Genomic DNA, 25,661 nt, shown 5'->3' on the forward strand with positions numbered 1-25,661 from the left:
TTTGTTTCATCTTTGACTTCTTGTGAAAATTTGCGTGGTTTGTCTCTCGTGCAGCGATACCGGGATAACGATTTGCTCCAGGGTGGAGGGGTCTCGAATGGTTTTCAGTAACAGTTTAACGGCTTCAGTGCCAATCAGCTCAAAGTTTTGTTCGATCCAACTGAAGTAATCATTGTCCAAATTTCTGATTTGGGGATGATCAAAGCAGAGGATCGCGAGATCCTCGGGAATTCTCTTGCCAAGTTTGCCTGCCATCATGGCAAGATAAATGGCTGTTTGCGGAGAAAAGGTGAAAACGGCAGTAATTTCTTGTTCTTTTTGCAGCCACTCTTCTATCATTTCTTTCATGCTGTCTTCGTCCTGATAAGAGATATCATCAAATTGGGTCAACCAATAATTGGTTTCAAGTTTAAGCTTATTTTTTTGGGCTGCATCCAGATAACCACGAAACCGGTCTTCCGAGCTGGATGTCTTGGATTTGGTGAAAGACAAAATACCAATATGCTGATGGCCCAGTTTGGCCAGGTAATCGGTGCCGATCTGCCCGCCATCATAGTTGTCGGAGTAGACCGCATTTGTTTTAATGCCAGGGAGATAGCGATCGACCAGGACAAAGGGGAACTGCTCCGATTTAAGCCTCAGTATTTCATCACTGTAAGCTTCTCCATCAACGGGAAAGATAATTAATCCATTTGCACCGGCTTCAATCATTTGGCGGATGGCGGCACGTTCTTCAGACTGCGTCAAAACGGATTGAACCATCAAAATGATCCCTTCATCCCGGCACACCTCTTCGATGCCTCGTAATAACTGGATGCTTAGGACATCTCCGATTGCAGGCATCAAAAAACCGATTTTATTAACTTGGTAATCCAAGACTCCTTCTTGTCTCGTCGGTTGAAGCTTAGGCGAGGAAACAAAAGAGCCTTTGCCTGCCACGCGATAAATCAGGCCTTCGTCCACAAGATGTCTTAGCGCTGTCTTGATGGTAATCCGACTGACTTGAAATTGATTAGTCAGATCCGTTTCTGTAGGGATTTGATCTTCTGGTTTAAGAGCGCCTATGTCAATCTGATTTTTTATATATTCTCTGATTTGAATGTAAAGCGGTTTGTTTTTTTGTTGGCTTTTCATATTTATCCCTTCCGACTAAATAGTAGGAAAACCTAAAAGCATATTATTATATGATATTATCATCTTTCTTAATAAAGTTCCATACATAATACTTCGCTACGAAGCTTGGGCCCCCTTATCGATAAAAACTTTTTGAAAACAAGAGTTGAATCAGAGAGGTGTTTGCCTATTTTATTATAACAAAGTTTTTCAAAAAGCCAAATATTATATTGACATATTACAATATGAAATATAGGATGGTGAAGAGCAGAATTGCTTGACTAGCCAGAGCTTGATTTTGGTTATTTTGGGGAAGAGGGGAGGGAGGCGCGTATCTTGTAATGTGGAAGTGATCAATATCGTTTTGGTAAGCGGTTGCAAGATGAAGGATACTTTCATTTTCAGACATGGATTAAGGGGCCAGGAATCATTTCAAGGGAGAGGAAAGGTACGAACTATGAAAGTGAATATTATTGGGGCTGGCAACATTGCGGATTACCACGCACGGTCCATAAAGGCTTTGGGCTATGAATTGGGAATTATTGCGGATTTTAATGAGAAGGCGGCACGGCAATTGGCAGATAACTATGGCTGCCGCTGGACAACGAATACGGATGAGCTGTTGGCAGAGAAAGCGGATTTAGTGACGGTCGCGGTTCCAAACGCTTTTCATTTTGATGTTGCAATGGCTGCTGTAAAAGCGGGGCATGCTGTTCTATGTGAAAAACCGATGACTCGCTCAGCGCAACAGTCCAGACAACTCGTTGAGCTTGTCGAGCAAAACGGACAGCCATTTTTTGTTGGCTACATGAAGCGGGTGCACCCAACGGTGCAGAAGTTTAGAGATTATGTAGCGCGAATTGGAACGATGCGAAGCGGATTGGTCAGGGTGTATCATCCCATGCCAAGTTCGAGTTGGTCAATCATAAGAAACCAGCTTGCCCAATCTCCAAATGCGGCATTGGACGGGGTGTTCGTTAATTCAGGCAGCCACATGCTGGATTTGCTGCTCTATTTGGCAGGACCGGTAAAGAAGGTACTGGCTGCGCGCATGCAATACCAGGAAGGCTGTTATCCAAAAGTGGATCAGATGACCCATGCGCTGCTGGAGATGGAGAATGGGGCGACAGTAACTGTCGAGTGCGGGTGGCTTCCCTTGTTCGGCGTTGGAAAAAGGGAGAACGGATGGGATGAGCTCATCGAACTTCGCGGCGAAACGGGATTAAGTACGCTTCATACCACACTGTGGGAGCGTCCGCAGTATGAATCGCCGGTAGCTGAATTGTGGGATGAATCGATAAAAACGAAAGAGTCGTTTAATGCGGGCATGGTGGATAACTTCCAGGAAGAATATCGCTTAATCGAAAAAGCGTTGTCGGGAGAAGCGGTCGCTTTGGCTACGGCGCAAGAGGCCTTCGCTGTTGATCAATTAATTGATGATATCTTTGCTGCCGCCCGACAGACAGGAGAATAATGTCATGTTAATTAGAACCGCCTACTTAAAGTCGCCCTGGCAATGCACATTACGGACTATAGATTTGCCTAATGAAATACCGGATGGCCATGTGTTGATACGAGTTGAGGCATGTGGCATTTGTGGTACAGATTTGAGCAATGCAGCCGAAGGAACGGCGGATTGGCAGCCATTCGGTCATGAAATAGCCGGAGTTATTCATGGGCTGGGCAGTAATTGCGAAGGCTTGAATGTCGGCGATCGCGTCGTTTTGGAGTCGGCTGGATTTTGCGGGAGATGTGACTTGTGCCGGAAAGGCAGAGTGGATTTGTGTAATAAAGCGCCGCATTTTTGGCATGCAGGGCCTTCTATGGGATTCAGCGAATACATGTTTGCTCCGGCTTGCGGCGTGGTTCGCTATGAAGGGCTGACGCCCGAAGCGGCCAGCTTGGCGGAACCGGCAGGCGTTGCGCTTGATATGGTCAAAACAGCGGATATTCAACATGGTGATCGCGTTTGTGTAATCGGACCGGGACCCATTGGATTAATGGCCATTCCGATGGCGCTGCGAAGCGGCGCAGTTGAAGTGGTGTGTATAGGCCGAACCAGAAATCAAGCCCGACTGGAAGCAGCAGCGGTTTTGGGTGCAGAAGTACTGGCAACGGACCGTTCTCTAATCGAGCATGAAGAACTGCACCGGCAGTTTGATCGGGTACTGGTAACCGCCCCCGTCTCGATTATTCCGGAGGCGATTTCTTTGTTAGCCTATGGGGGAATCATCTCCTACATTGGCATAGGGGCAGGCTCCGGAACGATTCAATTTGATGCAAACGATTTTCATTATAGAAAGCTTCAACTGCGGTCCAGCTTCGCCAGTCCAGCCCTATATTATCCGATTGTATTAAACATGCTGAAAAATGGCACTATTCCTTCCGACATCATTATATCCCATCGTCTGCCCCTGAATGATATCCAAGAGGCAATGACATTGTGCAAAGAAGATAAGGGCAAGATCGTTAAAGTCGTGGTGGTGCCGGAAACGGATATGAAATCGAATAAGGGAGGTTGAATAACCATGTTGAAAAGGCGAGTGGTCTCCTTGGCCCTGGCACTTATTATGGCGGCGACAACATCGATAACCTTGCAGGCGGAGAGCGCACTGGCGACAGGCAGCACGTTTCCCAAGATGGAATCGGCTGACACGCTGCATGTCTATGACATCCGGAACGATTCGGCTGAAGCAAAGCTGGCTGCATTGACGTTGCAAGGGTTGATTAACCAGAGCTCGGCCGAAGTTTATGTATTGACGAGAGAAAAGAATCTTGACCAATTGTGGCTGGATGAAAGCGGGAAAAGTTATACGCCTGTCACCTTGGTCACTGGAAGCAACCCCGGGCTAAGAACGATGTACAGAGATTATCAAACGTTGATCGACAAGCTTATCGTATGGGAGGGCAGCAAAGACTGGACCTTCAACATTGCCTTGATGAAAGGAGCCTTGGAGGCAGGTTTGCCTGTAACGGACAGTATCCGGAGCAGTCTGATTTCAGAGTTTGGAAGCCAAATGGTCGAAGACATTCGCTCCAATTGGAATGGCCGAGTCGATGCGTACGAATGGGCGGTCGATCATCTTATGCCCTCCCTGGACAAACGAATTTTGTTTTCTGCCGGTCTGCGATTGCCCGATTGGGTAGGTTATCCGTGGAATATCTTTGATTACGCGGTAGCGAGCAAATCCTTCACTTTCTATCTGGATCCTCGCAATCCTGACGAATATGATGTGTTGTTACATATCATCCAAGAGGGAGGATACCCGCCGGGTACGTCAGTGCTGGGTTATGCCCCGAATTCGGATGACCTGAACGCATACACCAATCCCCTGGGGGTCGGGTACGTGGTCTCTGATTTCTATTCCAATGGAAGCGTCTGGTCAAGCTTTAAGAACAAGACCTATACCCAGCCAGCCGGAGCGGCTGTCGAGGCAGAACCTGGCAAGGTTTATGTGTCCATCACGGCGAGCGACGGCGACAACCTGCAATACGCTCAGCAACTGATTGATTATTTCCAGGATCCGGCTATGGGCGATGTTCCCGTAGGTATTACCATTGCGCCGGTTCTGCGTGAGCTGGGTTCGCCAATCCTGGATTACTTGTACGCCGAAAAAGGCAATAACATTGAGCTTGTAGCGGGCCCGTCAGGCTATCAGTTTATTTACCCGGATCATTATTCGAGCAGCGGATACGAGGCATGGTTGGATAACAACAAAAAATGGTTGACGGAAACGGGGATTCATACCGCAAATGTATGGCGCATGCCGATAAACAGCGTGTACCACAAACAGATGGTAGACAGCCTGGCGGGCAGCGGAGTGACGGGGATTTTGCGGGGAGACGATGTCCAGCCGATTAATGCCTACCATGGTATTTATACAATGTCTCAAGGCAATATGCTCATGAACGACGGAGATATCTATAACATTTTGAGTAATGTATCCGCAGATGCTTCCCAGCCTGTTTTTCACAATCTGTACCCTATATTGGCTTATTACGGCATGGACGCCAATGGAGAGGCAGTGTTCTTTGAACGCTTAAAAGATGAGGTAGCCAGGCTGCAGCAAGACTTTCCCGGCAAATATGTATTTCTTAAACCTCAGGATATCGTAGCCACCATTGACCAGTTGAACACGGACATCCGAGGCGTCAGCTTTGCGGCCAACAACTCGGATAAAGAGACGCTCCATATCTATGAAGATCAATTTTCCAATCTTGATAACGGTCATAGATTTGCAGATGGCGATACAAGCTGGGTCTATAAATTCGATCTCGCGGATGATGTTGATCGAGCTACTCTCACTTTGGATATTGGCGGAGATTATGAAGTGGACATATCCAAGGATGGCACGAATTGGAGTGGTGCTGCCAGGGCTAACGGCAATATAAACAGAACTACGGTGGAAAGCGACATAAGCGGGTGGTTGATTAACAATCCATCAAAAATCATCTATGTCAAATTTACTGATGGAAGCCCGTTGGATGGAAATGGACCGAGCTTGTACCATCTTACGCTGTCATCGGAGATAAGCGACATTTCCCTGACGACTCCAAGCTATCTGGATAACCAGTTCATTGTTCAAAATACAGGTTCGATTGACAACGATCATCGTTATGCCGACGAAGACAGGGTCATCGTTTATAAATTTGATTTGACTGACGATGTGACAGACGCGACGCTTTCCATGGATATAGCCGGCAATTACGTAGTCGATGTGTCCAGTGATGGAATCAACTGGATCACTGCCGCCAATGCCAATGGCAATTTAAGCAGGACTACGGTGACCAGCAACTTAAGCGGATGGTTAGCCAGTAATCCGTCCAAAATCGTTTATGTGAAATTTAGGGATGGAAGCCCGTTGGATGGGCATGGACCAAGCTTGTACCATCTTAATGTATCTACTTGAGTTGGCCGAACGCTATCCGTGACAGTTCTGCATCTATTTTGCCGTTTTTGGGGGGAGAAATAGGATGTTGAAGAAATGGCATATAACAATCGCGCTTGGTTTGTTATGTATGGTTATCCTGGCAGGTGCAATAGTAGCGCTGCAGATTAGAAATACACAGTCAGCAGGCAGCACGTTTCCCAAGATGGAATCAGCTGACACGCTGCATGTCTATGACATCCGGAACGATTCGGCTGAAGCCAAGCTGGCAGCCTTGACGTTGCAGGGGCTGATTAACCAGAGCTCGGCCGAAGTTTATGTATTGACCAGAGAAAAGAATCTTGACCAATTGTGGCTGGATCAAAGCGGGAAAAGCTATACGCCTGTCACCTTGGTCGCAGGAAGCAACCCCGGACTAAGAACAATGTACAGAGATTATCAATCCTTGATCGACAAGCTCATCGTATGGGAGGGCAGCAAAGATTGGACCTTCAACATTGCCTTGATGAAAGGGGCTTTGGAGGCTGGTTTGCCTGTAACGGACGGGATCCGAAGCAGCCTGATTTCAGAGTTTGGAAACCAAACGGTCGAAGACATTCGCTCCAATTGGAAGGGTCGAGTCGATGCGTATAAATGGGCGGTCGAACATCTTATGCCCTCTCTGGACAAACGAATTTTGTTTTCTGCCGGTTTGCGATTGCCGGATTGGGTAGGTTATCCGTGGAACATCTTTGATTACGCGGTAGCAAGCAAATCCTTCACCTTCTACCTGGACCCCCGCAATCCTGACGAATACGAGGCGATGAAACACATCATTCAAGAGGGAGGCTACCAGCCCGGTACAGCTGTGTTGGGCTATGCCCCGAATGCGGATGACCTGAACGAATACACCAATCCCCTTGGGGTCGGGTACGTGGTCTCTGATTTTTTCTCCAACGGCAGCGTCTGGTCGAGCTTCAAGAACAAAATCTATACCCAGCCAGCCGGAGTAGCTGTTAAGGCAGAACCCGGAAAGGTTTATGTATCCATCACGGCGAGCGACGGCGACAACCTGCAATATGCGCAGCAGCTGATGGATTATTTTCAGGATCCGGCCAAGGGCGATGTTCCCGTAGGTATTACCATAGCGCCGGTTCTGCGTGAGCTGGGTTCGCCCATTCTGGATTACTTGTACGCCGAAAAAGGCGAAAACATTGAGCTTGTAGCGGGCCCGTCAGGCTATCAGTTTATTTACCCGAATCATTATTCGATCCATGGGTACGAAACCTGGTTGAATGAAAACAAGAAGTGGCTGACGGATGCCGGCGTTCATACGGCAAATGTTTGGCGGATCCCTTTAAACAGCGTATACCACAAACAGATGGTAGACAGCCTGGCGGGCAGCGGAGTGACGGGAATTTTGCGGGGAGACGATGTTCAGCCGATCAATGCCTACCATGGAATTTATACGATGTCTCAAGGCAATATGCTTACGAGGGACGGGGATATCTACAGCATTTTGAGCAGCGTATCGGAAGATCGCGAGCATCCGGTGTTTTATAATCTATACCCGATTCTGGCATTTTACGGTGTGGATGACACTGGAAAAGCAGTGTTCTTTGAGCGCTTAAAAGATGAAGTGGCCAGGCTGCAACAGGATTTTCCCGGCAAATATGTATTTCTTAAACCTCAGGATCTCGTAGCCACCCTTGATAAATTGAACACGGACATCGAAGGTGTCAGCTTCGAGGCCGATAACTCCAGTGCGGAAACTCTATACCTGTATGAAGATAATCATTCCGCTATGGATGGAGGTTACCGGTATGCAGATGGAGATGCCAGCTGGATCTATAAGTTCGACCTGGCGGATGATATTGAGCAAGCTACGCTTACGTTGGATTTAGGCGGAGATTATGAGGTGGATGTGTCCAAAGATGGCACCAGCTGGCGTGCTGCTGCCAGAGCAAACGGAAATATGAACAGGACTACTTTGGATAACGACTTAGCAGATTGGTTGACTAACAATCCATCCAAGACCCTTTATGTCCGATTTAAAAGCGGGAATCCGCAAGGCGAAAATGGAATGATTTTATATTACAATTCTTTAAAATTATTATATTGACACATTATAATATAATATATAGTATGACATTGGGAAGCGTTTGCAATACGATTGAACAAACAAAGGGATCTTACAATGATCAAAGGAGAGGTACATGTATGAAAGAAAGCAGAAAGACATTATTTAAATGGGTGGCAGCGATGGCGATGGTCGCCATGTTGGCAGCTTGCTCTACAAAAGCACCTGCACCATCTACAAACACACCTACGAACTCTGTAGGAGACAGCGATCCGATCAGGCTAACGGTGTGGGCCCAGCCCAGTCTGGATTGGCCAACGAATACGGACAAAAAAAACCAGGATTTATACGAGTATATCCAAGGAGAGATGGAGAAGAAATTTCCCGGAATCATTATTGATTATGTAGGTAAAGGCTGGGGGGATGATCTTCGGCAAAATCTGATGTTAGCGGTTATGGCCGGGAATCCGCCGGATGTATCGTTTGGTGAGGATTTTGTCCCGGAATTAGCGAAGCTGGGTGCTCTTTCCGAAGTGCCTGCTGATTTTACAACGGATCTTGCAGACGGGCCCATGGAAGCAGCAAAGTTTGAAGACAAGATCTACGCGGTATCAGGTATGACCGGGATTTTCGCATTAATGTATAACAAAGATGTTATGACAAAGGCGGGTTTAAATCCGGATGCGCCTCCGCAAACTTGGGATGAATGGTTAGACATGTCCAAGAAAATTACCGAGGCAGGCAAAGGCGAATATTTTGGCTCGGTGGTTCAAACGACGGGGCTTGGCGGCACGTTCCGAATCGCACCGTTTATGAGACAGCTTGGAGGGGATCTGACATCACCCGATTCGGAAAAGATAACTTTCCAGTCGCCGGAAAATGTGAAAGCATTAAGCTTTTTGAAGGAACTTTCCCTTACAGCTCCCAGCGGTTCAACCGCTTTGAACGATGAAAATGCGTTGTATAACTTGGTCCATCATGGAAAAGCGGCATTTGGTGTTGCAGGTCCATGGCACATCTCCTGGTCTCAGAACGAAAAGTGCAATTGCGGCTTTGCTCCGTTGCCTGTCCCCGAAGATGGGGAGCGAGCTAATGTGATCGTAGGCAATACATTGTGGTTTGTATTAAAGCAATCGAAGAACCAGGAAGCGGGAATGGAATATCTGAGAATTATCGCGAGCAAGGAATATCAAGAAAAGTTCGCTATTGCCTCAGGCAGAATGCCTTCCAATAAATTGGCGATTGCTAATACTGAACTGGTAGAGCTTGTTCCTGAGTTGGCGGTTTATGGCGAGATTGTAGCAAATGAGCAAGCCGGTCCGCTTCCGTCATACCCGAAAAACGGTCCAAAGATCTGGGAGGCTTGGCATAAAGCCCAGGAGTCCGTATTAATTGGAGATAAGTCCATCGAAGAGTCATTGGCCGAAGCACAGAAAACCGCGGAAGACTTATTGAAATGAGCAGGATTTTAAACAAGAAGGCTATCCCCCGTGAAACTTTGGTTTCCGGGGGAGGTTCTGCTCCCGATAACGTACAGTCAACTCGCTTGCAAAAATGGATGCGCCGACATAAAGAAGGAATCATTGGCTATTCCATTTTATCTCCCATGATATTGTATTTTTCGATTTTCGCCGTGTTCCCGGCTTTGTTTGTTATTTATTTATCGTTAACAGAATGGACGGGTGTGACCGGATTGCCCGAATGGGTGGGAATAAAAAACTTTCGCACTTTTTTTACGCAAGGTGATTATGTAGAAACGCTGATACGAGCCGGCGTATATGGCCTTATCATTTTATTTTGCAGCTTGATCATCGGTCTATTGATCGCCCTGTTATTGAATCAGAAGGTATTTGGAAGCGGGGCCATACGTACAATTTGGTATTTGCCGGTGCTTGTCCCCTTCGCAGTCGTTGCCCAGATGGTTAATACCTTGCTCAGTCCGGTTGATGGGGTAGTTAAACAAATGATGGTTCGTTTTGGCATGGAGCCTATCGTGTTTCAAGAGAGTGCCTTATGGATGAGCTTTTGGCTCATTATCATTACCGTTTGGAAAGGAGTCGGAAGCACGGTCATCATTTATTTGGCGGGGCTTCAGGGGATTGACACAACTTTATACGAAGCAGGTAAGGTCGACGGTGCGAGCAGATTGAAAATATTTTGGTACATCACCATTCCTTGCCTGAGGCCAATTACGATGTTTTTATTAATTACGGGAATTATCGGCAGTTTTCAAATTTTCGAACCGGTACAGCTTATCACGTATGGAGGCCCTCATGGCGATACGAACATTATCTTGTATCGCATCTATCAGGATGCTTTTCAGGCCTTTAATTTCGGGATGGCGAGTGCATCTTCGGTCGTCGTATTGGTCGTGACCTTGATCTTGTCCGTTATGCAATATCGCATTTCGCAACGCCGAATGACATGATCAACCGAAGCTGGATTGCTGATGAAAGGAGAAAGTCAGGGTGCAAAAACGAACGCGCTTAGAGTCCTTTATAATCTACGGGATACTTGCAGCAGGAAGCCTTATTATGTTTTATCCCTTTTTATTTCAACTTATGGCCTCTTTGGGGACGAATAAGGACTACTATGATACTTTCATTGTCCCGATCCCAACGGAGTGGCAATTGGAGCGATACATTAAGGTGTTTACGGATCCACAAGTGTATCGGCTATACATCAACACTTTAATACGTTGTCTCTGGTACATTTTTACAACCTGCATTATTGCTCTTGTGGCAAGCTACGTGTTCTCCAAGCTCAGGTTTAAAGGCCGGGATACGGTATTCCTTATCTTTCTTGCCTCCATGATGATTCCAAGCCAGGTAACGTTAGTGCCTACTTATTTGCTTTATGTGCGGTGGCCGTTGGCAGGCGGCAATGATTGGTTGGGCCAAGGCGGTCACGGCATGCTTGATTCCTGGGCAGCTTTATTGGTAGGCGGATTAGTCCCCGTATATGCCATCTTCTTGATGAAACAGATGATGGATTCTCTTCCGTTTGATTACGAGGAGGCGGCACGCGTGGATGGTTCGGGAGTGTTCCATACCATTTTCCGAATTTATTTCCCCATGACCCGTCCGATTCTAGCCGCACTGATTATCATAACGTTTATCGGCATATGGAACGATTATTTATGGCCCCTTATTGTGATCAACAGTATGGATATGCAAGTGATAGCTACGGGGATTTCCTCCTTGATGGGGGAAGCGAAGCAGGTGGGAAGAGTACCGGATTATCCGTCGATCTTCGCCCTGGCAACCATTACGATGATTCCGCCTATCCTCGTTTATTTATGGCTGCAGAAACATTTTATTCAAGCCTTCGCGATGACGGGAGTAAAAGGATAAGAGAATGGCATTCTAAAAGACTTTCAACTATTATTTATTGAATTGGGAGAAACTGAAAATGAAAAAAAAACAAATCGAAAAAATGTATGTTCTCTCGCAGACCCACTGGGATAGGGAGTGGTATCAAAATTTCCAGACCTTTCGCACCCGCTTGGTCTACATGATGGATGAATTGATTGATTACATGGAGCAGAACGCCGACTATCGCTTTTTTACGATGGACGGCCAAACCATCATGCTCGATGACTACCTGGAGATTCGCCCGGAGAATCGTGACAGATTGCAACGGTTAATTCAGGATAATAGAATTGCCATCGGCCCCTGGTATGTAATGCCGGATGAATTCCTAGTCAGTGGCGAATCATTGATTCGCAATCTTTTGAGGGGAATAAGGGATGCTCGTTCCTGGGGCGTTCAACCTATGTTGTCGGGGTATGTCACGGATATGTTCGGACATAACAGCCAGCTGCCACAAATTCTCCGCGGCTTCGGTATTGATAATGCCGTGTTGTTCCGAGGTTTCCGCGGGGATGCGGATCCTGCGGAAATGTGGTGGGAGGGGGCCGATGGCAGCAGAGTATTGGGATTGAAGCTGGATGAAGACCGTTCGTATAGCGATTTCTATTTTGCGTTGAGGTGGCCCTTTTATGATCGGGATAATGCTTATGAGGAACATCAGGATGAACTGATGGAGCGGGCCATGATGTTGATGGATTATAAGAATAAACGGGCCACCACCACAATAGCTTTAAGCATGGATGGGGTAGATCACGTAGAAATCGAACCGCAATTGCCATGGATGCTTAAAACCTTAAGTGAGAATAAAAAGTTGAATGTGCAGTTTGTTCATGCCCATCTTGAAACCTATCTACAAGACTTGCGTGGAAAAGTCGGGGATTTGAGGGTTTATAAAGGGGAGCAAAAGGAGCTTGCTTATAACGGACTAAACAACTGGGTTCCGGAGAACACCTTGTCTTCGCGCGTCCATTTGAAGCAGCATAATCAGCATTGTGAAAACTTGATCGAAAAATGGGCCGAGCCATTGGGCGTAATGACGGCTTTGGAAGGTCGAACGTATTCCAAAAGCTTTATCAAAAAAGCATGGGAGTTTGTGCTGCAAAACCATCCCCATGATTCCATTTGCGGTTGTTCGATTGACCAAGTACACCAGGATATGATTTATCGGTTTGACCAATCCCGCTTGATAAGCGAACAGATGATTAATGAACAAATGAGCTACATATCCAATCATCTAAACCAGGAGCAGCTTGGGGAGAATCACGCCTTTACGGTATTCAATCCTTCGCAGTCTTCCGTAGAGGGGATCATTGAGGTTGAGCTTAGTCTTCCTGTAAACTCGGATGTTTCGGTAACGATGAAAAATTCATTAAACGGCACTTCTTTTCGAATTTATGATGCGGAGCGCAATGAAATTCCTTACCAATTGCTCTCTATTCAAACGAACAGCATGCACCTGTATAGACCCTATAGAGAGCTTCCCCGTGGTGAAGCATTGGATCGGTTTCGCATTGCAATGCCAGGCAAGGTACCTGCTTTCGGTTATGCGGCCTATACATTGGAAAGGTATACGATTGAAAATCATGCTCCTTTGGAATACAGTGCACCAAAGCTTATCGCGCCAGTGCGCTACCCAGGCTCCATGCAGACGGATGAACATACCTGGGATAATGGACGCATTCGATTACGCGTAACTTCCAATGGTACAATTCAAGTAACGGATGTCCAAACGGGACGCTTTTATGAAGGACTATTATTATTGGAAGATGAAGCGGATATCGGAGACGGCTGGAGTCATGTTGCACCTATAAATAATGAAACCGTGCGTTCTTCCGGTGTGCAAGCTACGATATCCACTGTGTATGATGGACCCTATCAAGCGTGTATTCGTATCCAACTCAATCTTCGTGTTCCCAGAGGAATTGAAAGTGATGAGAACAGCAGAAGCAGGGAATGGGTTGACTTGCCGATTACGACTTGTGTCGAGTTGAAGAAGGGTGATCCCATAATTTATTGCAGGACTTCTGTTCACAATACAGCTCGCAATCATCGGCTGCGCATCTTGTTTCCCAGCGGATTGGATACGCAACATTACCATACAAGTACCCCATTTGATTTGGTGAAACGTCAGATTCGGCGGCCGGATCGGTCCGATTATTTGCGCAAGGACTTTGAAGTTGTGCCGCATAACGGGATTGTTACCGTGGATGATCACAAAGATGGCCTGGCAATCTACAGCAAAGGACTTTACGAGGTTGTTGTCCGGGACAATACTCACCGCACAATCGCGTTAACTTTATTTCGTAGCACGAGCAAGGAGGTACTATCGGACGGCAGCGATGGAGGTCAATTGCTGGGAGAGCTCGAATTCAGTTATGCGATAAGACCTTTTGCAATCGCAGAAACTCATCCTGCGCCGCTCTGGAAGGAGCATCAGCAATATGTGACCGGTATTCGTTCGCTGAACCGGAAACCCGGCAAGCTATATCGGGAAACACAACAGCAAGGAGCAGGCGGATTATCCTTAAGCAAGTCGTATTTGACTCTTGCATCCCAAGCATTGATTGTGAGTGCCTTCAAACAATCGGAGGACCACGACAACAGCTACATCGTTCGATTATTTAATGTAACCGAACAAGAAGGGGCAGGGACATTGACTTTTGAGCGAGCGATTGCTTCGGCGGAATTAGTCAACTTAGACGAGGCTCCAATAGCCGATTTACCGGTTACGGCAAGGGAGATTCATGTTACTGCAAAAGCCAAACAAATCATTACAGTGAAAGTAACTCTAGTTTGATAAGGGTGATGGTATGCTTGATGAGCGAATGAATGTTCCCGTAGTTTTCCTTACACATCCTAAGCCGTATCAAGTGATCCAACGAAAAGGTTATTGTGCGGCGCAAGCTTATGCTAATCACTTGGGCGGACCAAGCTTGGGAGAAGGGACTTTAATCATTGCAGGTTCAGTTTCAGGGCGAAAGCATGGCAGGCTGGAGGCGAGAACCTTGCTCCTCCATGATGCGTATGGAATTGCAGTAGACTGGAAGGACCTGGATGCGGAATGGGAGGGAGAGCAGTTCGAAGCGGCATTTCTTGTTCCGGCAGGTGGCTGGTATCGATTAGAGCTTCGCTACATCGACATGGAGCGGGGGAAACAAAGCGAATCAGTCGTCGTGGAGCCAGTTGGCGTTGGCGAAGTTTTTATCATAGCAGGGCAATCGTATGCGGAGAATTGCAATGACAGCTGTATGCGGATAGAAGATCCGCAAGGAAGAATAAGCGCATTAGACCCTCGCACGCAAGAATGGAGAGTGGCCCATGATCCGCAGCCGACGGTTAATCGCAGTGACGATAATGAGCAGAGCAGGAAGGGAACCATTTGGCCTGCAGCGATGAACCACTTGCTGCCATTGCTAAGGGTTCCGATTGGCATGGTGAATGTAGCGGTTGGAGCTACATCCTCCAGACAATGGATGCCTGGCGAACCTTTATTTGAAAATCTACAGCATGCAGGAAAAGCTGTCGGCCCCTTTAGAGCCCTGCTGTGGCAACAGGGAGAATCGGATGTGATTGAGGGGACTTCAACCGAGGTCTATAAGTCTCGCTTGCTGGCCATAAAAGCAGAACTGGAAGAAATCTGGGGACATTCATTCCTGTGGCTGCCTGCCAAATCCACCCTGCATCCAACCGTTTACATCAAGCCATTGGAAGAAGGGAGTATTCGGTTGGCGATTGATGAGCTCTGGTCTGAGCCTGGTTTTCTGCCGGGCCCGGATACTGATATTCTGGCAGGCATCGGGCTGCATCGTGCAGTGGAAAGAGATAGCGGACATTTCACTTTGTTAGGGCAGCAGCAGGCCGGTTTACTGTGGTGTATAGCTATTTGGAACCTGTTGCAGTTAAGCGGAGTTGTGAATGAACAGTATGAAGATGTGGTGCGGTTCGAACATTGATGGATCGTAATCGTGTTTAGTCATAGGAATGATAGAAGTTCTTAACGCCAGGAAGCCGACGTTCCCGTAGAGGAACTCGGCTTTTTCGGACTTTCAGCATGACAAAGGGTATCGAGTGCATTTTAATGTGAAACGATGATTGCTTCGAACGGTTCGCTACTTACTCGTTTATACTAGGATTACTGCTTATGATTTATATTAGTCATTTCTTCGGATGAGGATAACCTTTGGGTTGTCTTTTTTTATTTGTCGTAATAGTTTACATAATATTATGTATGTAAATAATAGAAATTTCGAAAGAGGAGCTCCAATTGAGGTTCCACATGCGATTTGAAAACTGGAGCGTTCGGACGATCTGTTTCGCGACATTCTAATTCAACTAATGGGAGAGGAGAGCATCTCGACACGACTGCAGTCGGCCACATTAACGGTTGCCATTGATCGTTAAAGTAACAAAATAAGGCTAATGATTCACGTTTTCGTCCGGATAATCCGTTCGCTAGAAACAGATTGAATGCTGCCGTAAGCTGGAGCATTTAAAGGCCTGAGTCAATTCCCGCCCAGTCTCTAAGTTGTCGAGGCGCCCTTAACTCCTCATCATATTTTCGAAGTTCCGAATCTGGTAGATAAATCTGAGAAATCATGTCCTCTAATTTGGAGGAAAGATCCAACTCGCCCATGGCTATAGCTATTTCGCTACGAGCTGCTAATAATCTGGCATACTCGATTCCTGTTTGGTTTTTTATTCCTTCCAGAGCGCGGTCTAGTGTCCTGGCTGCTGCCTTATCATTGGCATAGATATCGCGCAAGACCCAAACCTGGTTGAGTATTTCCTCTGTATGATTTTGGGCTTCAAGATACAGAGGAGGGGCATATTGCTTATTGAAGAAAACGAGCATGTTACCAAACGGATCAAATACTCGAAATTGGCTTCCATCCCTAACTTCTGCGAATCGGTAAGGAAACGTCTCACCTAAGAACAGAAGGTGTATCTTTGAACCAGTTCGATTCTGTTGCTGATTTCGAATCATTTTACATAAACAGAGTTTGATTACATTTCGATCGATGACACGACGGCAGCGGCCAGCGATTGGCTGTCGTTGCTCGTTGAAGTAACGGGCAGTTATGCTCAACTAACTCCATGCCTAGTTATAGCTTCAGGCTATAGTAGAATATAGGAATTGGAAGTTACCTGTTAGCCAATCGACAATGCTATTATTACTAATAGGTTATTGTAGACTGACTGCTTTGGAGGCTAAATAGTATATGTTTAAAGAAAAAATATTGGGTAAAGAGGCTGGTATTTTAACATATGGTATGACGCCGCCTAAGTTAACTAATACCCCACAAAAAATAGCAGAGATTTCACAGAAGCAAATTGAAAGAATAAACGATCTTGATATAGATGCATTAATTCTATATGATGTTCAGGAAGAAGCAGAACGAGTTGAAGAACAAAGACCATTTCCGTATTTGCCAACTATTGACCCTGAAACGTATAGTGATAAATATTTTAACCAATTGCGTGTTCCCCAAATTATATATCGTTGCGTGGGAAAATATAGTGAAGAACAGTTTGTGAATTGGGTAAAAGCAGACGCAGAAAGAGAAAGATATTCCGTATACGTAGGTGCTTCTTCGAGTAGGCAGGCGGTTAACTTAGATCTTTCAGAGGCTTCTAAATTAAGTAAGAGATTAAATAGCAAATTAACTTTTGGGGGAGTTATTATACCTGAAAGACATATGAAAAAGAATGACGAGCATATACGAGTTAGCAACAAGATCAAAAATGGATGTACCTTTTTCGTTTCACAGGCAACATATAATGTAGAGGCATCGAAAAATTTCTTATCGGATTACTTTTATTACTGTACAAATAACGGAATGGAAATGGCGCCCATTTTGTTCAATCTTGCACCTTGTGGCTCTGAAAAAACTTTGGAATTCATGAAATGGTTGGGAATCAGTATCCCATCATGGTTAGAAAATGACTTGAAATACTCAAATGATATACTGGAAAAATCAATAAGATTGTCTCAATCAATTTTTGAAGATATATTAGATTTTGCACTGGAAAAAGGAATCCCTGTTGGTTGCAGTGTTGAAAGTGTCTCAACTAGAAAATTAGAAATAGAGGCCTCAGTACAACTGGTTAGAGACATAAAATGCATGTTAGACAAGAAACTGAGAAGACAGCAATAAATTCACACCGATAAATGGATCAAACATTGTGCGGAGAACAAGAATTGAACATTTATGCCTAAGAGATGCCGCGGGAACAAAACGGCAGTCCCATTAAGCTATTGGGCAGTTTAGCTCAATAATATTCATTGACAGGAATCCTTTGGGAATTATATGCTTGGTTCAAATAAATTACAGCTAAACACATTGATTGGGAGTAATAAGGGTCATCTATTGCTCAGAGAACTGTCGATAGGTGCGAGACAGTCGATAGTGCACCCAAGTCACCCATGAACGGCAAGACTGAAAGGTCTTAACGGTTAGCCTCCGTAATTAGGTTCAAAGATGGTTCGTTATTGACTAAATAGCGAATCAAAAAGTGTGGTACCGCAACGGGAAAACCTATTGCCTCTTTGTAGACAATAGGTTTTTTGTTGCTTTATAAACAAATATTTCAGATGGCAGGTGTCTAGTATGATAGGAAGTCAATTTGTTTGGTTAGGTGATGGAGATAGGCATCTAGATGCCCCCTTTGTAACAAATTATAAAGAAATCACTATTGGGCTATACGGAGGAAACACTTCTTCTGGTGCCAACAAAAATGAGGACGGGGTACTTGTTTGGCGAAGTGAGGATAATAGTTGTGAATTTATTGCGATTTTAGATGCTCATAATACCGCACAAAGTGCGGAATTAGTAATCCGTAGTTTAGAATCAATAATGCCTGAAATTCATGAGGGGTTACTAACATGTACTGATTATGTATTTGAATCAATCAGAGAATTGATTGTGAATTTATTCAGTTCAGATGATTTCATTAATAAATGCAAAGACATTGTCGGAGAAACATCATGTCTAATCAGCGTTAGAAAAGGACAATATTTATGGTGGCTTAATATTGGCGATTGTGTCCTTTACCTACTCCATGAAGAACTGCAAAAAAGGGGTCAGTTTGCAATGAACCAAAGGAACTTTTACGAATGGATTGGAAATCAGAGTACATTTAATTATGGTATTCCTTGTTATACGACTGGATTACGTGAACTTCGTCCTGGAAAAAATATGATTCTTATGACCACTGATGGTCTTTTAGAGTACGGAGAATGTCATTACAACAATCCGATAAATATATATGAATGCTTAAAATCTCAATTTGAATCTTCATTAGACAAGTGTGTTCAAGAATTGCTAACAGACGTTCACGTTGGCAAAGGTAAAGATAGTGCGACGATAATTTCTTGGACCATTGAAAATAATTCAACTGCTTGTTACCCATCTGATTAAACTAACGAAGAACGATAGTTTAACAAGAACAGCGGCTGTCTAGGACTTTCTTGTCCTTGGCTGCCGCTGCTTTATATTAATGACTCCGTCTAAAACTTATTTCGCAAAAGCTGACGATTCTTCAATTCAAAAACACCGCTAAATCAACAACTCCAGTCTAATACTTTATTTTCTCCATACAACAAGTTCGTTGTTAGCCTTTCGGCTAACGAATGAACAGCGGCCTTTTTCAGATTAGATCCGGTGCGTGACGAGTTGGGAGGAGGTTGAAATTATACCAGGGACGACCGTTTATTTAACGGAAAAAGGCAAGGAAAAGAAAATCACGCCGAGTAAAAGGTAGGTTAGAGTTGTAGTAAGGTAGGTAATGACGTGCAAAGAAATAAATAGTTAACCACCACTATTTGAAAGGAGCATAGGCGTTCAATTAGAAGGTGAAAGAATCTCCTCTATTATGGGCAAACCTCCCGATTCAAATCCAAAATTTAAGTGAAATGCAGACCTTCATAAGTACAGTAATTTTAGGGAGGGAAAGCGAAAAGTAAATGCTCCAGACATTAAAGTATATAAATGTAGTTAATGAGGTTAATTGAATGAGGTTGTGTATTCGCAATGAGTATAATGTAATAATTACGATTTAAAAAATGGATTCGAGAATATGTGTGGTGTTTGAAATGAATAGTTACGTAATTATAATTATGTAAACAACTTTGAATCGATTTACGATTAATGTGGTTAATTGTTAGAAATTATGTTCGTTCACGTAGATATCGACACAAACTGAGTAAATCACTGGCCGTTCCAAAATGATCTGAATAGCGAGCTGTGCGAAATAACTAATGGCGTTCCGGCTTTTTTGCTGATCCATAATCAGAATCAAATTCATAAAACTATTATAAAATATGAGCAGCCGGACAAACATATCAGATAAAAACGTAACAGATAAAACTTGAAGTCATAAATGACCAGGAATCAAAGACAAGTATAAACACCAATCAATGCAATGCCATATGTACAAAAGCAAGTATAAGGAATACACGCTGAATACAAATGAGATCAATAGACATTCATTTTCTCTTATATACATTTTCACAAAACTCGTATTTTGTACATATGTATGCAAATTGAATCAACCCTTTGATATGACTGGTTTTGAATGGATTGTGTCACAATCAATCACTTGCTTTCAGTTTACTTTTTTATTACCCTCTTTCTCGTTTTGTTTTTTATAGTCACTCAACCAAGAAGCCAAGATCAGTAGTGATCTTGGCTGGACAGGAAATATGATATTAAGCCGGCGGAATACTTTGTGGATTATTAAACACATTTTTAGGATCGTATTTAGCTTTTGCTTTCCGCAATCTTGCATAGTTCTTGCCATAATAAACTGGGCCGGAATATTTAATACCTTGGTCTGGTACGTTAATATACGAACCTACAATGTAAGGCTGTAACTTTTTCCTGGTGTTCCGAGCTAGGGCAATATTCCTAGCCGCATGAGATGGCTTCACCCACGAGCTGTTCCATTCTACATAATATTGCGGATCACGCCAGTAGAAGGCTGTAGCACGAGGAGCAATATTTTTTAAAGCGCCACCCCAGTTAAGGAAGAAAAATCCAGCTGGTGTGCCTCCCTCCGCTTTTTCCAAAAACTCTCGCATAGGCTTAAACGCTTTATCAGGGAATGGCTTTCTGCCGAAGCCACTGGAGAACTGGTTGCTGAACTTTTGAGTCAAGATGGGATCGGGAGCTAACATGTATTTAGTAGCTTCCAGGTAAGGAAGGTTCTTGATTTCTTTTGTTGGTGTCCCAACACTAAGAATTGGCTTAAGGAAATGAAGAGCTGCCTTTTTCGATCCGAGGTAAATGCCTAACATGCTAACATTACCGCCCTTTTTTGGACCAACAGACAATTCGCTGCCCAGCTTCGTACTTGTGAAAGGAGCCCAGCGTTGCCATGCTTTAACGATCTTCTCAAATTGGTTCCATGGCCAGGTGATAGTGAATACGGTTGCATTCTCTGGAGCGCGCCTTACTTTGAATTTATATTTGGTATATACGCCAAAGTTACCGCCGCCACCCCCACGGGAAGCCCATAGAAGATCGGAGTGACGTTTATTGCTGGCACGAAGAATTCTACCTTTTGCGTCAACCATTTCAAGCCCGATGAGATTATCGCTGATAAGGCCGATCGTCCGTTGGAGCGGCCCGATACCTCCACCTGGCGTAATACCACCGATACCGACGGTAGGGCTGTCGCCAAACGGGGCCATATATCCTTGCCTCGCAAGCTTATCAACGATTCTTCCTACTCGGTTGCCCGTCCCAACAACTACGGTGCCGCATTTTTTGTCCAGTTTAATGGACTTAAGTTCGCTTGTATCGATTACGATACCACCATTAACCTGCGAAAGGTTAGTTTCCAAGGCATGCCGTCCGCTTCTTGGTCGTATAGGAACATTATTTTTACGGGCCCATCTTATAGCGTTCGCTACATCCTGCGTTTTCTTTGCAAAAACAAAAACTTTAGGACATCTGTCCGTATGAGGATCCCAGTTCTTTCGAGCTGCGTTATAACCAGGATCTCCTTTAAATACTACTCGCCCAGTAAGCTTAGTTATTGAATTCACTTATCCATCTCCCTATGGGTGAATGATATACTTTTTTGAAAATTAGGCATTCCCATATAACTTATGATGAAAGACTTAACCCGGCATGGGCTGTTGCTGATATTATGGATGAATTGTCTAACCTCTTCGACCGTAGATGCTCCTGGGACGCAGCTTGCAAAAGAATCAAGATCACTTATTAATTCTGTTAGAAGTTCAATTGTCAAAACTACATCGGAAACGGCCAAACGCCCTCCTGGCTTTATTATTTCACCTGTCTACCGTATGGGGAGCATATCAAAGGTCACTTTTTGACCTTATGGGACAGCCTCTTCGTGCATCGTTTAATTATGGTTTAATGGCTTTGATTACAGCTGAAGCAATATATTGTTCGACATTTGAGCCTGTAACCCAATCTTTGATAAACGATCTTGATTCTTCTTTAGGCTCCACATGTACTTCCGAAAAGCCGCTTTTGGCTAACATAACTTTAATCTCTTCCACTGAAGAAGCGCCAGATATACAACCGGAGTACATTCTATCCAGATCCTCTTTAATTTCCGCCGGTAAATCTGCAGTTGTGATGACATCTGCGATCGCGAGACGTCCTCCAGAGCGCAACACCCGATAGGCCTCATCAAACACTTCTTGTTTTGCTGGAGATAGATTAATGACACAGTTCGAGATAATTACATCGACTGTTCCGTCTGCAACAGGCAGATGCTCAATCTCCCCAAGTCGGAATTCAGTATTTAAATATCCACCATTCGTTGCATTGTGACGGGCGCGGCTAATCATTTCCGGAGTCATATCTACCCCAATCACACGGCCCGTCTCGCCAACTTGCCGCGCCGCAAGAAAACAATCAAAGCCACCGCCACTACCTAGATCAAGAACGACCTCCCCTGGAATTAGTTCCGCAATAGCCTGAGGATTGCCACAACCCAGACCGAGGTTTGCCCCTTCCGGTGCTGCAGTTAATTCCTCGCCAGAGTAACCAAGCTGCAAAGATAAATCTGCAGAAGTGCCAGGCGAACCACAGCAACTCGAACTTGCTGCGGCAGGAGAACAGCAAGAACTTACTTCAACAGGCTGTAACGCAATCTCTTTATACCGGCTACGAACGTTTTGACGAATTTGATCATTGCTTAATTGACTCATGACTCCACTCTCCTTAAATTATTTATTAGCAGCAACCAGCAGCGCAGCAAGACGCTGTTGTGGCGTTAAACTTGCGTTGTAGCTCTTGGCTCATTGTTTGGTTATCAGGCGCTACTGACCACTTCCATGTCTCTCTTGCCTTTAATTCAATTGTTTGTTGGCGCTCTCTAATGAGCATTTCTGTTGCATACCAATTGTCCATGTCGAACTCTCCTTAGTTTATGTATTTATATTTGCAAGTTGCAAGTAATGAGTGAAAGAAAATCACCCGATAGGGGTGGAACAACATATACTGGATTTTGCCATGGCGTCGTTCAAAAGTTTGATTGATCGTAAGACTGTCTCTTTCTCAAAGTCGTTCATATGCGAGAACACTTCCGTTAGATATTCCTTCATCTGCTGATCAATTGTCGTGGCCACATACTTGCCTTCTGTCGTAAGCGAAAGAATTTGTACTCTCCGATCATCCGGATCAGATACTTTCTTTACTAAGTTCATTTTAATGAGCGCCTGAATTTGCCGACTAAACGTTGTAATATCCGTACCCAACGCTTCGGATACTTGCTGTATGGACGGTCTATGTTGTCTGTCAATTTCATAAAGAATATGACTTTGAACTAGCGTAATATCGCAGCCTCCGGCCGTGCAGCAATTTTTATTCAGAAACCCAAAGCGGCGTGTCATGATTTGAAATAGACCGCGTATATCCTCCATGCAGCTTCACCTCATGTATTCAGTTATACAATATAAATTTGCAGAATACAAGTAATGTTGAAAAGAAACCACTAATGAAGTGGTTCCTCCGGTATTCGCTTATTTTCCCACTTCAACAAACTGTTGGATACGTTCTTTTATGGAATCACGCACTGTTCGAAATTGTTCCATGATTTCCTCTTCTGTGCCGGTTGCCTTGGCAGGGTCGTCAAATCCCCAGTGCCACTTGATTACATTTTGGTTCGATATAACAGGACAATGTTCATCGGCATGTCCACAAAGCGTAATGATGTAGTCAGCCTGGTTAAAAATAGCTGGATCGATCACATCGGAGCTGTTTTGGCTTATATCTATGCCGACCTCTTTCATTACAAGCACTGCCCGTGGATTAAGTCCATGTGCCTCTAACCCGGCACTTCTCACATCGAAATGATCTCCTCCTAAAGCCTTTAAAAAACCATCTGCAATCTGGCTTCTGCAGGAATTGCCTGTACATAAGAAATAGACAAGTGGTTGGTTATTTTCCATGATTCTAGTCTCCTTTTGTTGTATTTTCTTGACTGTTGACATACGGCCGTAGCTTCAATCGTTTCGTGACGACAACTGCGATTAAAAGAAAGACTATAGCTACGCCGGATGTACCCAACCAAGGATTGATTTGAAAAGTCTCAAGGATGGTAAGCCAGACAAATAGACCAACAAGCGTAATCAATAACGTAGGAACCGTAAGCAGAATCCCTATTTTAAAATAGTATCCCCAGCTGATCTTTACATTTTTTGTGGATAGGACATGCAGCCAAAGTAGCGTTGCAAGTGAACCGATAGGCGTGATTTTAGGACCTAAATCCGATCCTATCACATTTGCATAAATCAAGGCTTCTCGAATAAATCCATTCGTTTGTGTATCTTGAATAGCTAATGCGTCAATCATAACGGTAGGCATATTGTTCATAACAGAAGACAAAATGGCGGCAATAAACCCCATCCCTACCGTCGCAGCAAACAGTCCCTCGTCCGCAACCATCTGGATGACATCGCCTAGCGCATCGGTAAGTCCGGCATTTCGGAGTCCATATACGACGACATACATGCCAATGGAGAAAAATACGACAGCCCAAGGCGCATTTTTTACCAGCTGCCAAGTGTGAATCGCAGGGCTATTCCTCGCAGTAACTAAGAACGCTAGAGCCGCAAGGCCTGCAATGATGGATACGGGGATCTGGAACCACTCACTAACGAAATAGGCGATTAGCAGCGTTCCTAAAATGCCCCACGATAGTTTGAATAATCGAATATCTTTTATCGCCTCTCGTGGCTGTTTCAAATGCGATAGATCGTAATTCCTTGGAATGCTTTTGTTGAAAAATAGATAGAGCACGGTTACACTCGCGACGATGGAGAAAAAGTTCGGTACAATCATTCGCGTAGCGTATTCTGCAAAACCAATGCTGAAGTAATCAGCGGAAACAATATTGACCAGGTTGCTGACGATGAGTGGTAAAGAAGCCGTATCTGCAATAAAACCGCTTGCCATAATAAACGGAAGGCTCATTTTTTGCTCGAATTGCAGCGCTCTAACCATTGCGAGTACGATTGGTGTGATGATTAACGCCGCTCCATCGTTTGCAAACAATGCAGCAACTGCAGCTCCCAGTAATATGATGTACAGGAACATTAATAAGCCGTTTCCTCGTGCCAGACGCGCCATATGCAAGGCTGACCATTCAAAGAACCCAATGGCGTCGAGCACCAATGAGATGAAAATAATTGCTACAAAGGCCAGTGTAGCGTTCCAGACGATGCCTGTGACTGTTCCTACATCGGCAAAACTCACAACGCCAAAGATTAAAGCAAGGATAGCGCCTGCTGTTGCAGACCAACCAATATTTAATCCCTTCGGCTGCCAGATGACGAAAGTCAAAGTAGTCAAAAAAATAAGAACAGCTAAAATAACCATGGAATGTCCTCCATACTAATTGCACTCATTTTTTAATTGAACCACTTTTTCCTTTAGGGATGGAAGTAATCCCACAATTGCCTTCACTTCAGGTTTATCTTCGATGTGAAGGGAATAATAGATCCATTGCCCTTTCCTTGTTTCACTAACTAGCCCTGCTGCCTTTAATTTACGCAAATGTTGGCTAGCATTTGGCTGTGACGTTTCCAGTAACTCGGCAATGTCGCAAACGCAAAGTGCACGCTCATTCAACATGGCCACTATCGTAAGTCTAGTTTTATCCCCTAGCAGTTTGAGTTGTTCTGCCATGGTATAAATTTGATTCATCCTGCCCTCCTCCTTCCACTAAGAGACCGCAAGTATAACTATA

Annotated in this window: 20 protein-coding genes; 11 read left to right on the forward strand and 9 right to left on the reverse strand. The window is 44.6% G+C overall.

Annotated elements, in window-relative coordinates; genetic code table 11:
• Window positions 1-6: 6 nt before the first annotated feature.
• The gene (locus tag H7F31_RS20210; protein WP_187100249.1) at window positions 7-1,134 is read right to left on the reverse strand and encodes a GntR family transcriptional regulator; all 1,128 of its coding nucleotides are present in this window, start codon (window positions 1,132-1,134) and stop codon (window positions 7-9) included.
• A 436-nt stretch (window positions 1,135-1,570) separates the two neighbouring features.
• Here H7F31_RS20210 and H7F31_RS20215 point away from each other — a divergent pair, with 436 nt between their 5' ends.
• The 9 genes from H7F31_RS20215 (at window position 1,571) to H7F31_RS20255 (ending at window position 15,385) form a co-directional block, all read left to right on the forward strand.
• A complete protein-coding gene (locus H7F31_RS20215) occupies window positions 1,571-2,587 on the forward strand; it encodes a Gfo/Idh/MocA family protein (protein ID WP_187100250.1) in 1,017 nt (338 codons plus the stop codon).
• A 4-nt stretch (window positions 2,588-2,591) separates the two neighbouring features.
• A complete protein-coding gene (locus H7F31_RS20220; RefSeq protein WP_187100251.1) occupies window positions 2,592-3,635 on the forward strand; it encodes a zinc-dependent alcohol dehydrogenase in 1,044 nt (347 codons plus the stop codon).
• 6 nt (window positions 3,636-3,641) lie between these two features.
• Window positions 3,642-6,023: a GxGYxYP domain-containing protein gene (locus tag H7F31_RS20225; RefSeq protein ID WP_187100252.1), complete on the forward strand. Its 2,382-nt coding sequence runs from the start codon at window positions 3,642-3,644 to the stop codon at window positions 6,021-6,023.
• Between the two features lie 64 nt (window positions 6,024-6,087).
• Complete coding sequence (locus tag H7F31_RS20230) at window positions 6,088-8,103, forward strand: GxGYxYP domain-containing protein (RefSeq protein WP_187100253.1); 2,016 nt, start codon at window positions 6,088-6,090, stop codon at window positions 8,101-8,103.
• A gap of 98 nt (window positions 8,104-8,201) precedes the next feature.
• Complete coding sequence (locus H7F31_RS20235) at window positions 8,202-9,521, forward strand: sugar ABC transporter substrate-binding protein (protein WP_187100254.1); 1,320 nt, start codon at window positions 8,202-8,204, stop codon at window positions 9,519-9,521.
• Complete coding sequence (locus H7F31_RS20240; protein WP_187100255.1) at window positions 9,518-10,489, forward strand: carbohydrate ABC transporter permease; 972 nt, start codon at window positions 9,518-9,520, stop codon at window positions 10,487-10,489. Before H7F31_RS20235 ends, H7F31_RS20240 begins: the two co-directional genes overlap by 4 nt.
• 106 nt (window positions 10,490-10,595) lie before the next feature.
• On the forward strand, window positions 10,596-11,414 hold the full coding sequence (locus H7F31_RS20245; protein ID WP_187100256.1) for a carbohydrate ABC transporter permease: 819 nt from the start codon (window positions 10,596-10,598) through the stop codon (window positions 11,412-11,414).
• A 58-nt stretch (window positions 11,415-11,472) separates the two neighbouring features.
• Complete coding sequence (locus H7F31_RS20250) at window positions 11,473-14,229, forward strand: alpha-mannosidase (protein ID WP_187100257.1); 2,757 nt, start codon at window positions 11,473-11,475, stop codon at window positions 14,227-14,229.
• Window positions 14,230-14,242: 13 nt separating this feature from the next.
• Window positions 14,243-15,385 (forward strand): sialate O-acetylesterase, encoded by a 1,143-nt coding sequence (locus tag H7F31_RS20255; RefSeq protein ID WP_187100258.1) that lies wholly within the window; start codon window positions 14,243-14,245, stop codon window positions 15,383-15,385.
• Between the two features lie 536 nt (window positions 15,386-15,921).
• Here the strand turns inward: H7F31_RS20255 and H7F31_RS20260 are convergent.
• Window positions 15,922-16,518 (reverse strand): hypothetical protein, encoded by a 597-nt coding sequence (locus H7F31_RS20260; protein ID WP_187100259.1) that lies wholly within the window; start codon window positions 16,516-16,518, stop codon window positions 15,922-15,924.
• A 133-nt stretch (window positions 16,519-16,651) separates the two neighbouring features.
• Here H7F31_RS20260 and H7F31_RS20265 point away from each other — a divergent pair, with 133 nt between their 5' ends.
• Both H7F31_RS20265 and H7F31_RS20270 read left to right on the forward strand, forming a co-directional pair.
• Window positions 16,652-17,587, forward strand: coding sequence for a methylenetetrahydrofolate reductase (locus H7F31_RS20265; protein WP_187100260.1), 936 nt, complete (start codon window positions 16,652-16,654; stop codon window positions 17,585-17,587).
• Between the two features lie 453 nt (window positions 17,588-18,040).
• A complete protein-coding gene (locus H7F31_RS20270; RefSeq protein ID WP_187100261.1) occupies window positions 18,041-18,850 on the forward strand; it encodes a PP2C family serine/threonine-protein phosphatase in 810 nt (269 codons plus the stop codon).
• A gap of 1,289 nt (window positions 18,851-20,139) precedes the next feature.
• On the opposite strand, the gene H7F31_RS20275 is transcribed toward H7F31_RS20270, so the two are convergent.
• From H7F31_RS20275 to H7F31_RS20305, 7 genes are all read right to left on the reverse strand, one after another.
• On the reverse strand, window positions 20,140-21,480 hold the full coding sequence (locus H7F31_RS20275) for an FAD-binding oxidoreductase (RefSeq protein WP_187100262.1): 1,341 nt from the start codon (window positions 21,478-21,480) through the stop codon (window positions 20,140-20,142).
• Between the two features lie 327 nt (window positions 21,481-21,807).
• The gene (locus tag H7F31_RS20280) at window positions 21,808-22,620 is read right to left on the reverse strand and encodes an arsenite methyltransferase (protein ID WP_187100263.1); all 813 of its coding nucleotides are present in this window, start codon (window positions 22,618-22,620) and stop codon (window positions 21,808-21,810) included.
• Window positions 22,621-22,645: 25 nt separating this feature from the next.
• Window positions 22,646-22,822 carry a hypothetical protein gene (locus tag H7F31_RS20285; protein WP_187100264.1) on the reverse strand — a complete coding sequence of 59 codons (177 nt, stop codon included), beginning with the start codon at window positions 22,820-22,822 and terminating at the stop codon, window positions 22,646-22,648.
• A gap of 62 nt (window positions 22,823-22,884) precedes the next feature.
• The gene (locus H7F31_RS20290) at window positions 22,885-23,334 is read right to left on the reverse strand and encodes a MarR family winged helix-turn-helix transcriptional regulator (protein WP_187100265.1); all 450 of its coding nucleotides are present in this window, start codon (window positions 23,332-23,334) and stop codon (window positions 22,885-22,887) included.
• A 99-nt stretch (window positions 23,335-23,433) separates the two neighbouring features.
• The gene (arsC, locus tag H7F31_RS20295) at window positions 23,434-23,862 is read right to left on the reverse strand and encodes an arsenate reductase (thioredoxin) (protein WP_187100266.1); all 429 of its coding nucleotides are present in this window, start codon (window positions 23,860-23,862) and stop codon (window positions 23,434-23,436) included.
• A 4-nt stretch (window positions 23,863-23,866) separates the two neighbouring features.
• Window positions 23,867-25,291 carry an arsenic transporter gene (locus H7F31_RS20300; protein WP_187100267.1) on the reverse strand — a complete coding sequence of 475 codons (1,425 nt, stop codon included), beginning with the start codon at window positions 25,289-25,291 and terminating at the stop codon, window positions 23,867-23,869.
• 15 nt (window positions 25,292-25,306) lie between these two features.
• On the reverse strand, window positions 25,307-25,618 hold the full coding sequence (locus H7F31_RS20305; RefSeq protein WP_187100268.1) for an ArsR/SmtB family transcription factor: 312 nt from the start codon (window positions 25,616-25,618) through the stop codon (window positions 25,307-25,309).
• Window positions 25,619-25,661: the final 43 nt, after the last annotated feature.

Origin of the sequence: Paenibacillus sp. PAMC21692, assembly GCF_014303795.1 — a bacterium.
Taxonomy (GTDB): domain Bacteria; phylum Bacillota; class Bacilli; order Paenibacillales; family Paenibacillaceae; genus Pristimantibacillus; species Pristimantibacillus agaridevorans.

Bases quoted from the DNA above. Each gene is read 5' to 3' on its own strand.
- H7F31_RS20250 (WP_187100257.1), top strand. From the start codon at position 11,473: ATGAAAAAAAAACAAATCGAAAAAATGTATGTTCTCTCGCAGACCCAC.
- H7F31_RS20255 (WP_187100258.1), top strand. From the start codon at position 14,243: ATGCTTGATGAGCGAATGAATGTTCCCGTAGTTTTCCTTACACATCCT.
- H7F31_RS20235 (WP_187100254.1), top strand. From the start codon at position 8,202: ATGAAAGAAAGCAGAAAGACATTATTTAAATGGGTGGCAGCGATGGCG.
- H7F31_RS20280 (WP_187100263.1), bottom strand. From the start codon at position 22,620: ATGAGTCAATTAAGCAATGATCAAATTCGTCAAAACGTTCGTAGCCGG.
- H7F31_RS20290 (WP_187100265.1), bottom strand. From the start codon at position 23,334: ATGGAGGATATACGCGGTCTATTTCAAATCATGACACGCCGCTTTGGG.
- H7F31_RS20265 (WP_187100260.1), top strand. From the start codon at position 16,652: ATGTTTAAAGAAAAAATATTGGGTAAAGAGGCTGGTATTTTAACATAT.
- H7F31_RS20305 (WP_187100268.1), bottom strand. From the start codon at position 25,618: ATGAATCAAATTTATACCATGGCAGAACAACTCAAACTGCTAGGGGAT.
- H7F31_RS20270 (WP_187100261.1), top strand. From the start codon at position 18,041: ATGATAGGAAGTCAATTTGTTTGGTTAGGTGATGGAGATAGGCATCTA.
- H7F31_RS20230 (WP_187100253.1), top strand. From the start codon at position 6,088: ATGTTGAAGAAATGGCATATAACAATCGCGCTTGGTTTGTTATGTATG.
- H7F31_RS20300 (WP_187100267.1), bottom strand. From the start codon at position 25,291: ATGGTTATTTTAGCTGTTCTTATTTTTTTGACTACTTTGACTTTCGTC.
- H7F31_RS20245 (WP_187100256.1), top strand. From the start codon at position 10,596: ATGTTTTATCCCTTTTTATTTCAACTTATGGCCTCTTTGGGGACGAAT.
- H7F31_RS20225 (WP_187100252.1), top strand. From the start codon at position 3,642: ATGTTGAAAAGGCGAGTGGTCTCCTTGGCCCTGGCACTTATTATGGCG.
- H7F31_RS20240 (WP_187100255.1), top strand. From the start codon at position 9,518: ATGAGCAGGATTTTAAACAAGAAGGCTATCCCCCGTGAAACTTTGGTT.
- H7F31_RS20215 (WP_187100250.1), top strand. From the start codon at position 1,571: ATGAAAGTGAATATTATTGGGGCTGGCAACATTGCGGATTACCACGCA.
- H7F31_RS20285 (WP_187100264.1), bottom strand. From the start codon at position 22,822: ATGGACAATTGGTATGCAACAGAAATGCTCATTAGAGAGCGCCAACAA.
- arsC (WP_187100266.1), bottom strand. From the start codon at position 23,862: ATGGAAAATAACCAACCACTTGTCTATTTCTTATGTACAGGCAATTCC.
- H7F31_RS20210 (WP_187100249.1), bottom strand. From the start codon at position 1,134: ATGAAAAGCCAACAAAAAAACAAACCGCTTTACATTCAAATCAGAGAA.
- H7F31_RS20220 (WP_187100251.1), top strand. From the start codon at position 2,592: ATGTTAATTAGAACCGCCTACTTAAAGTCGCCCTGGCAATGCACATTA.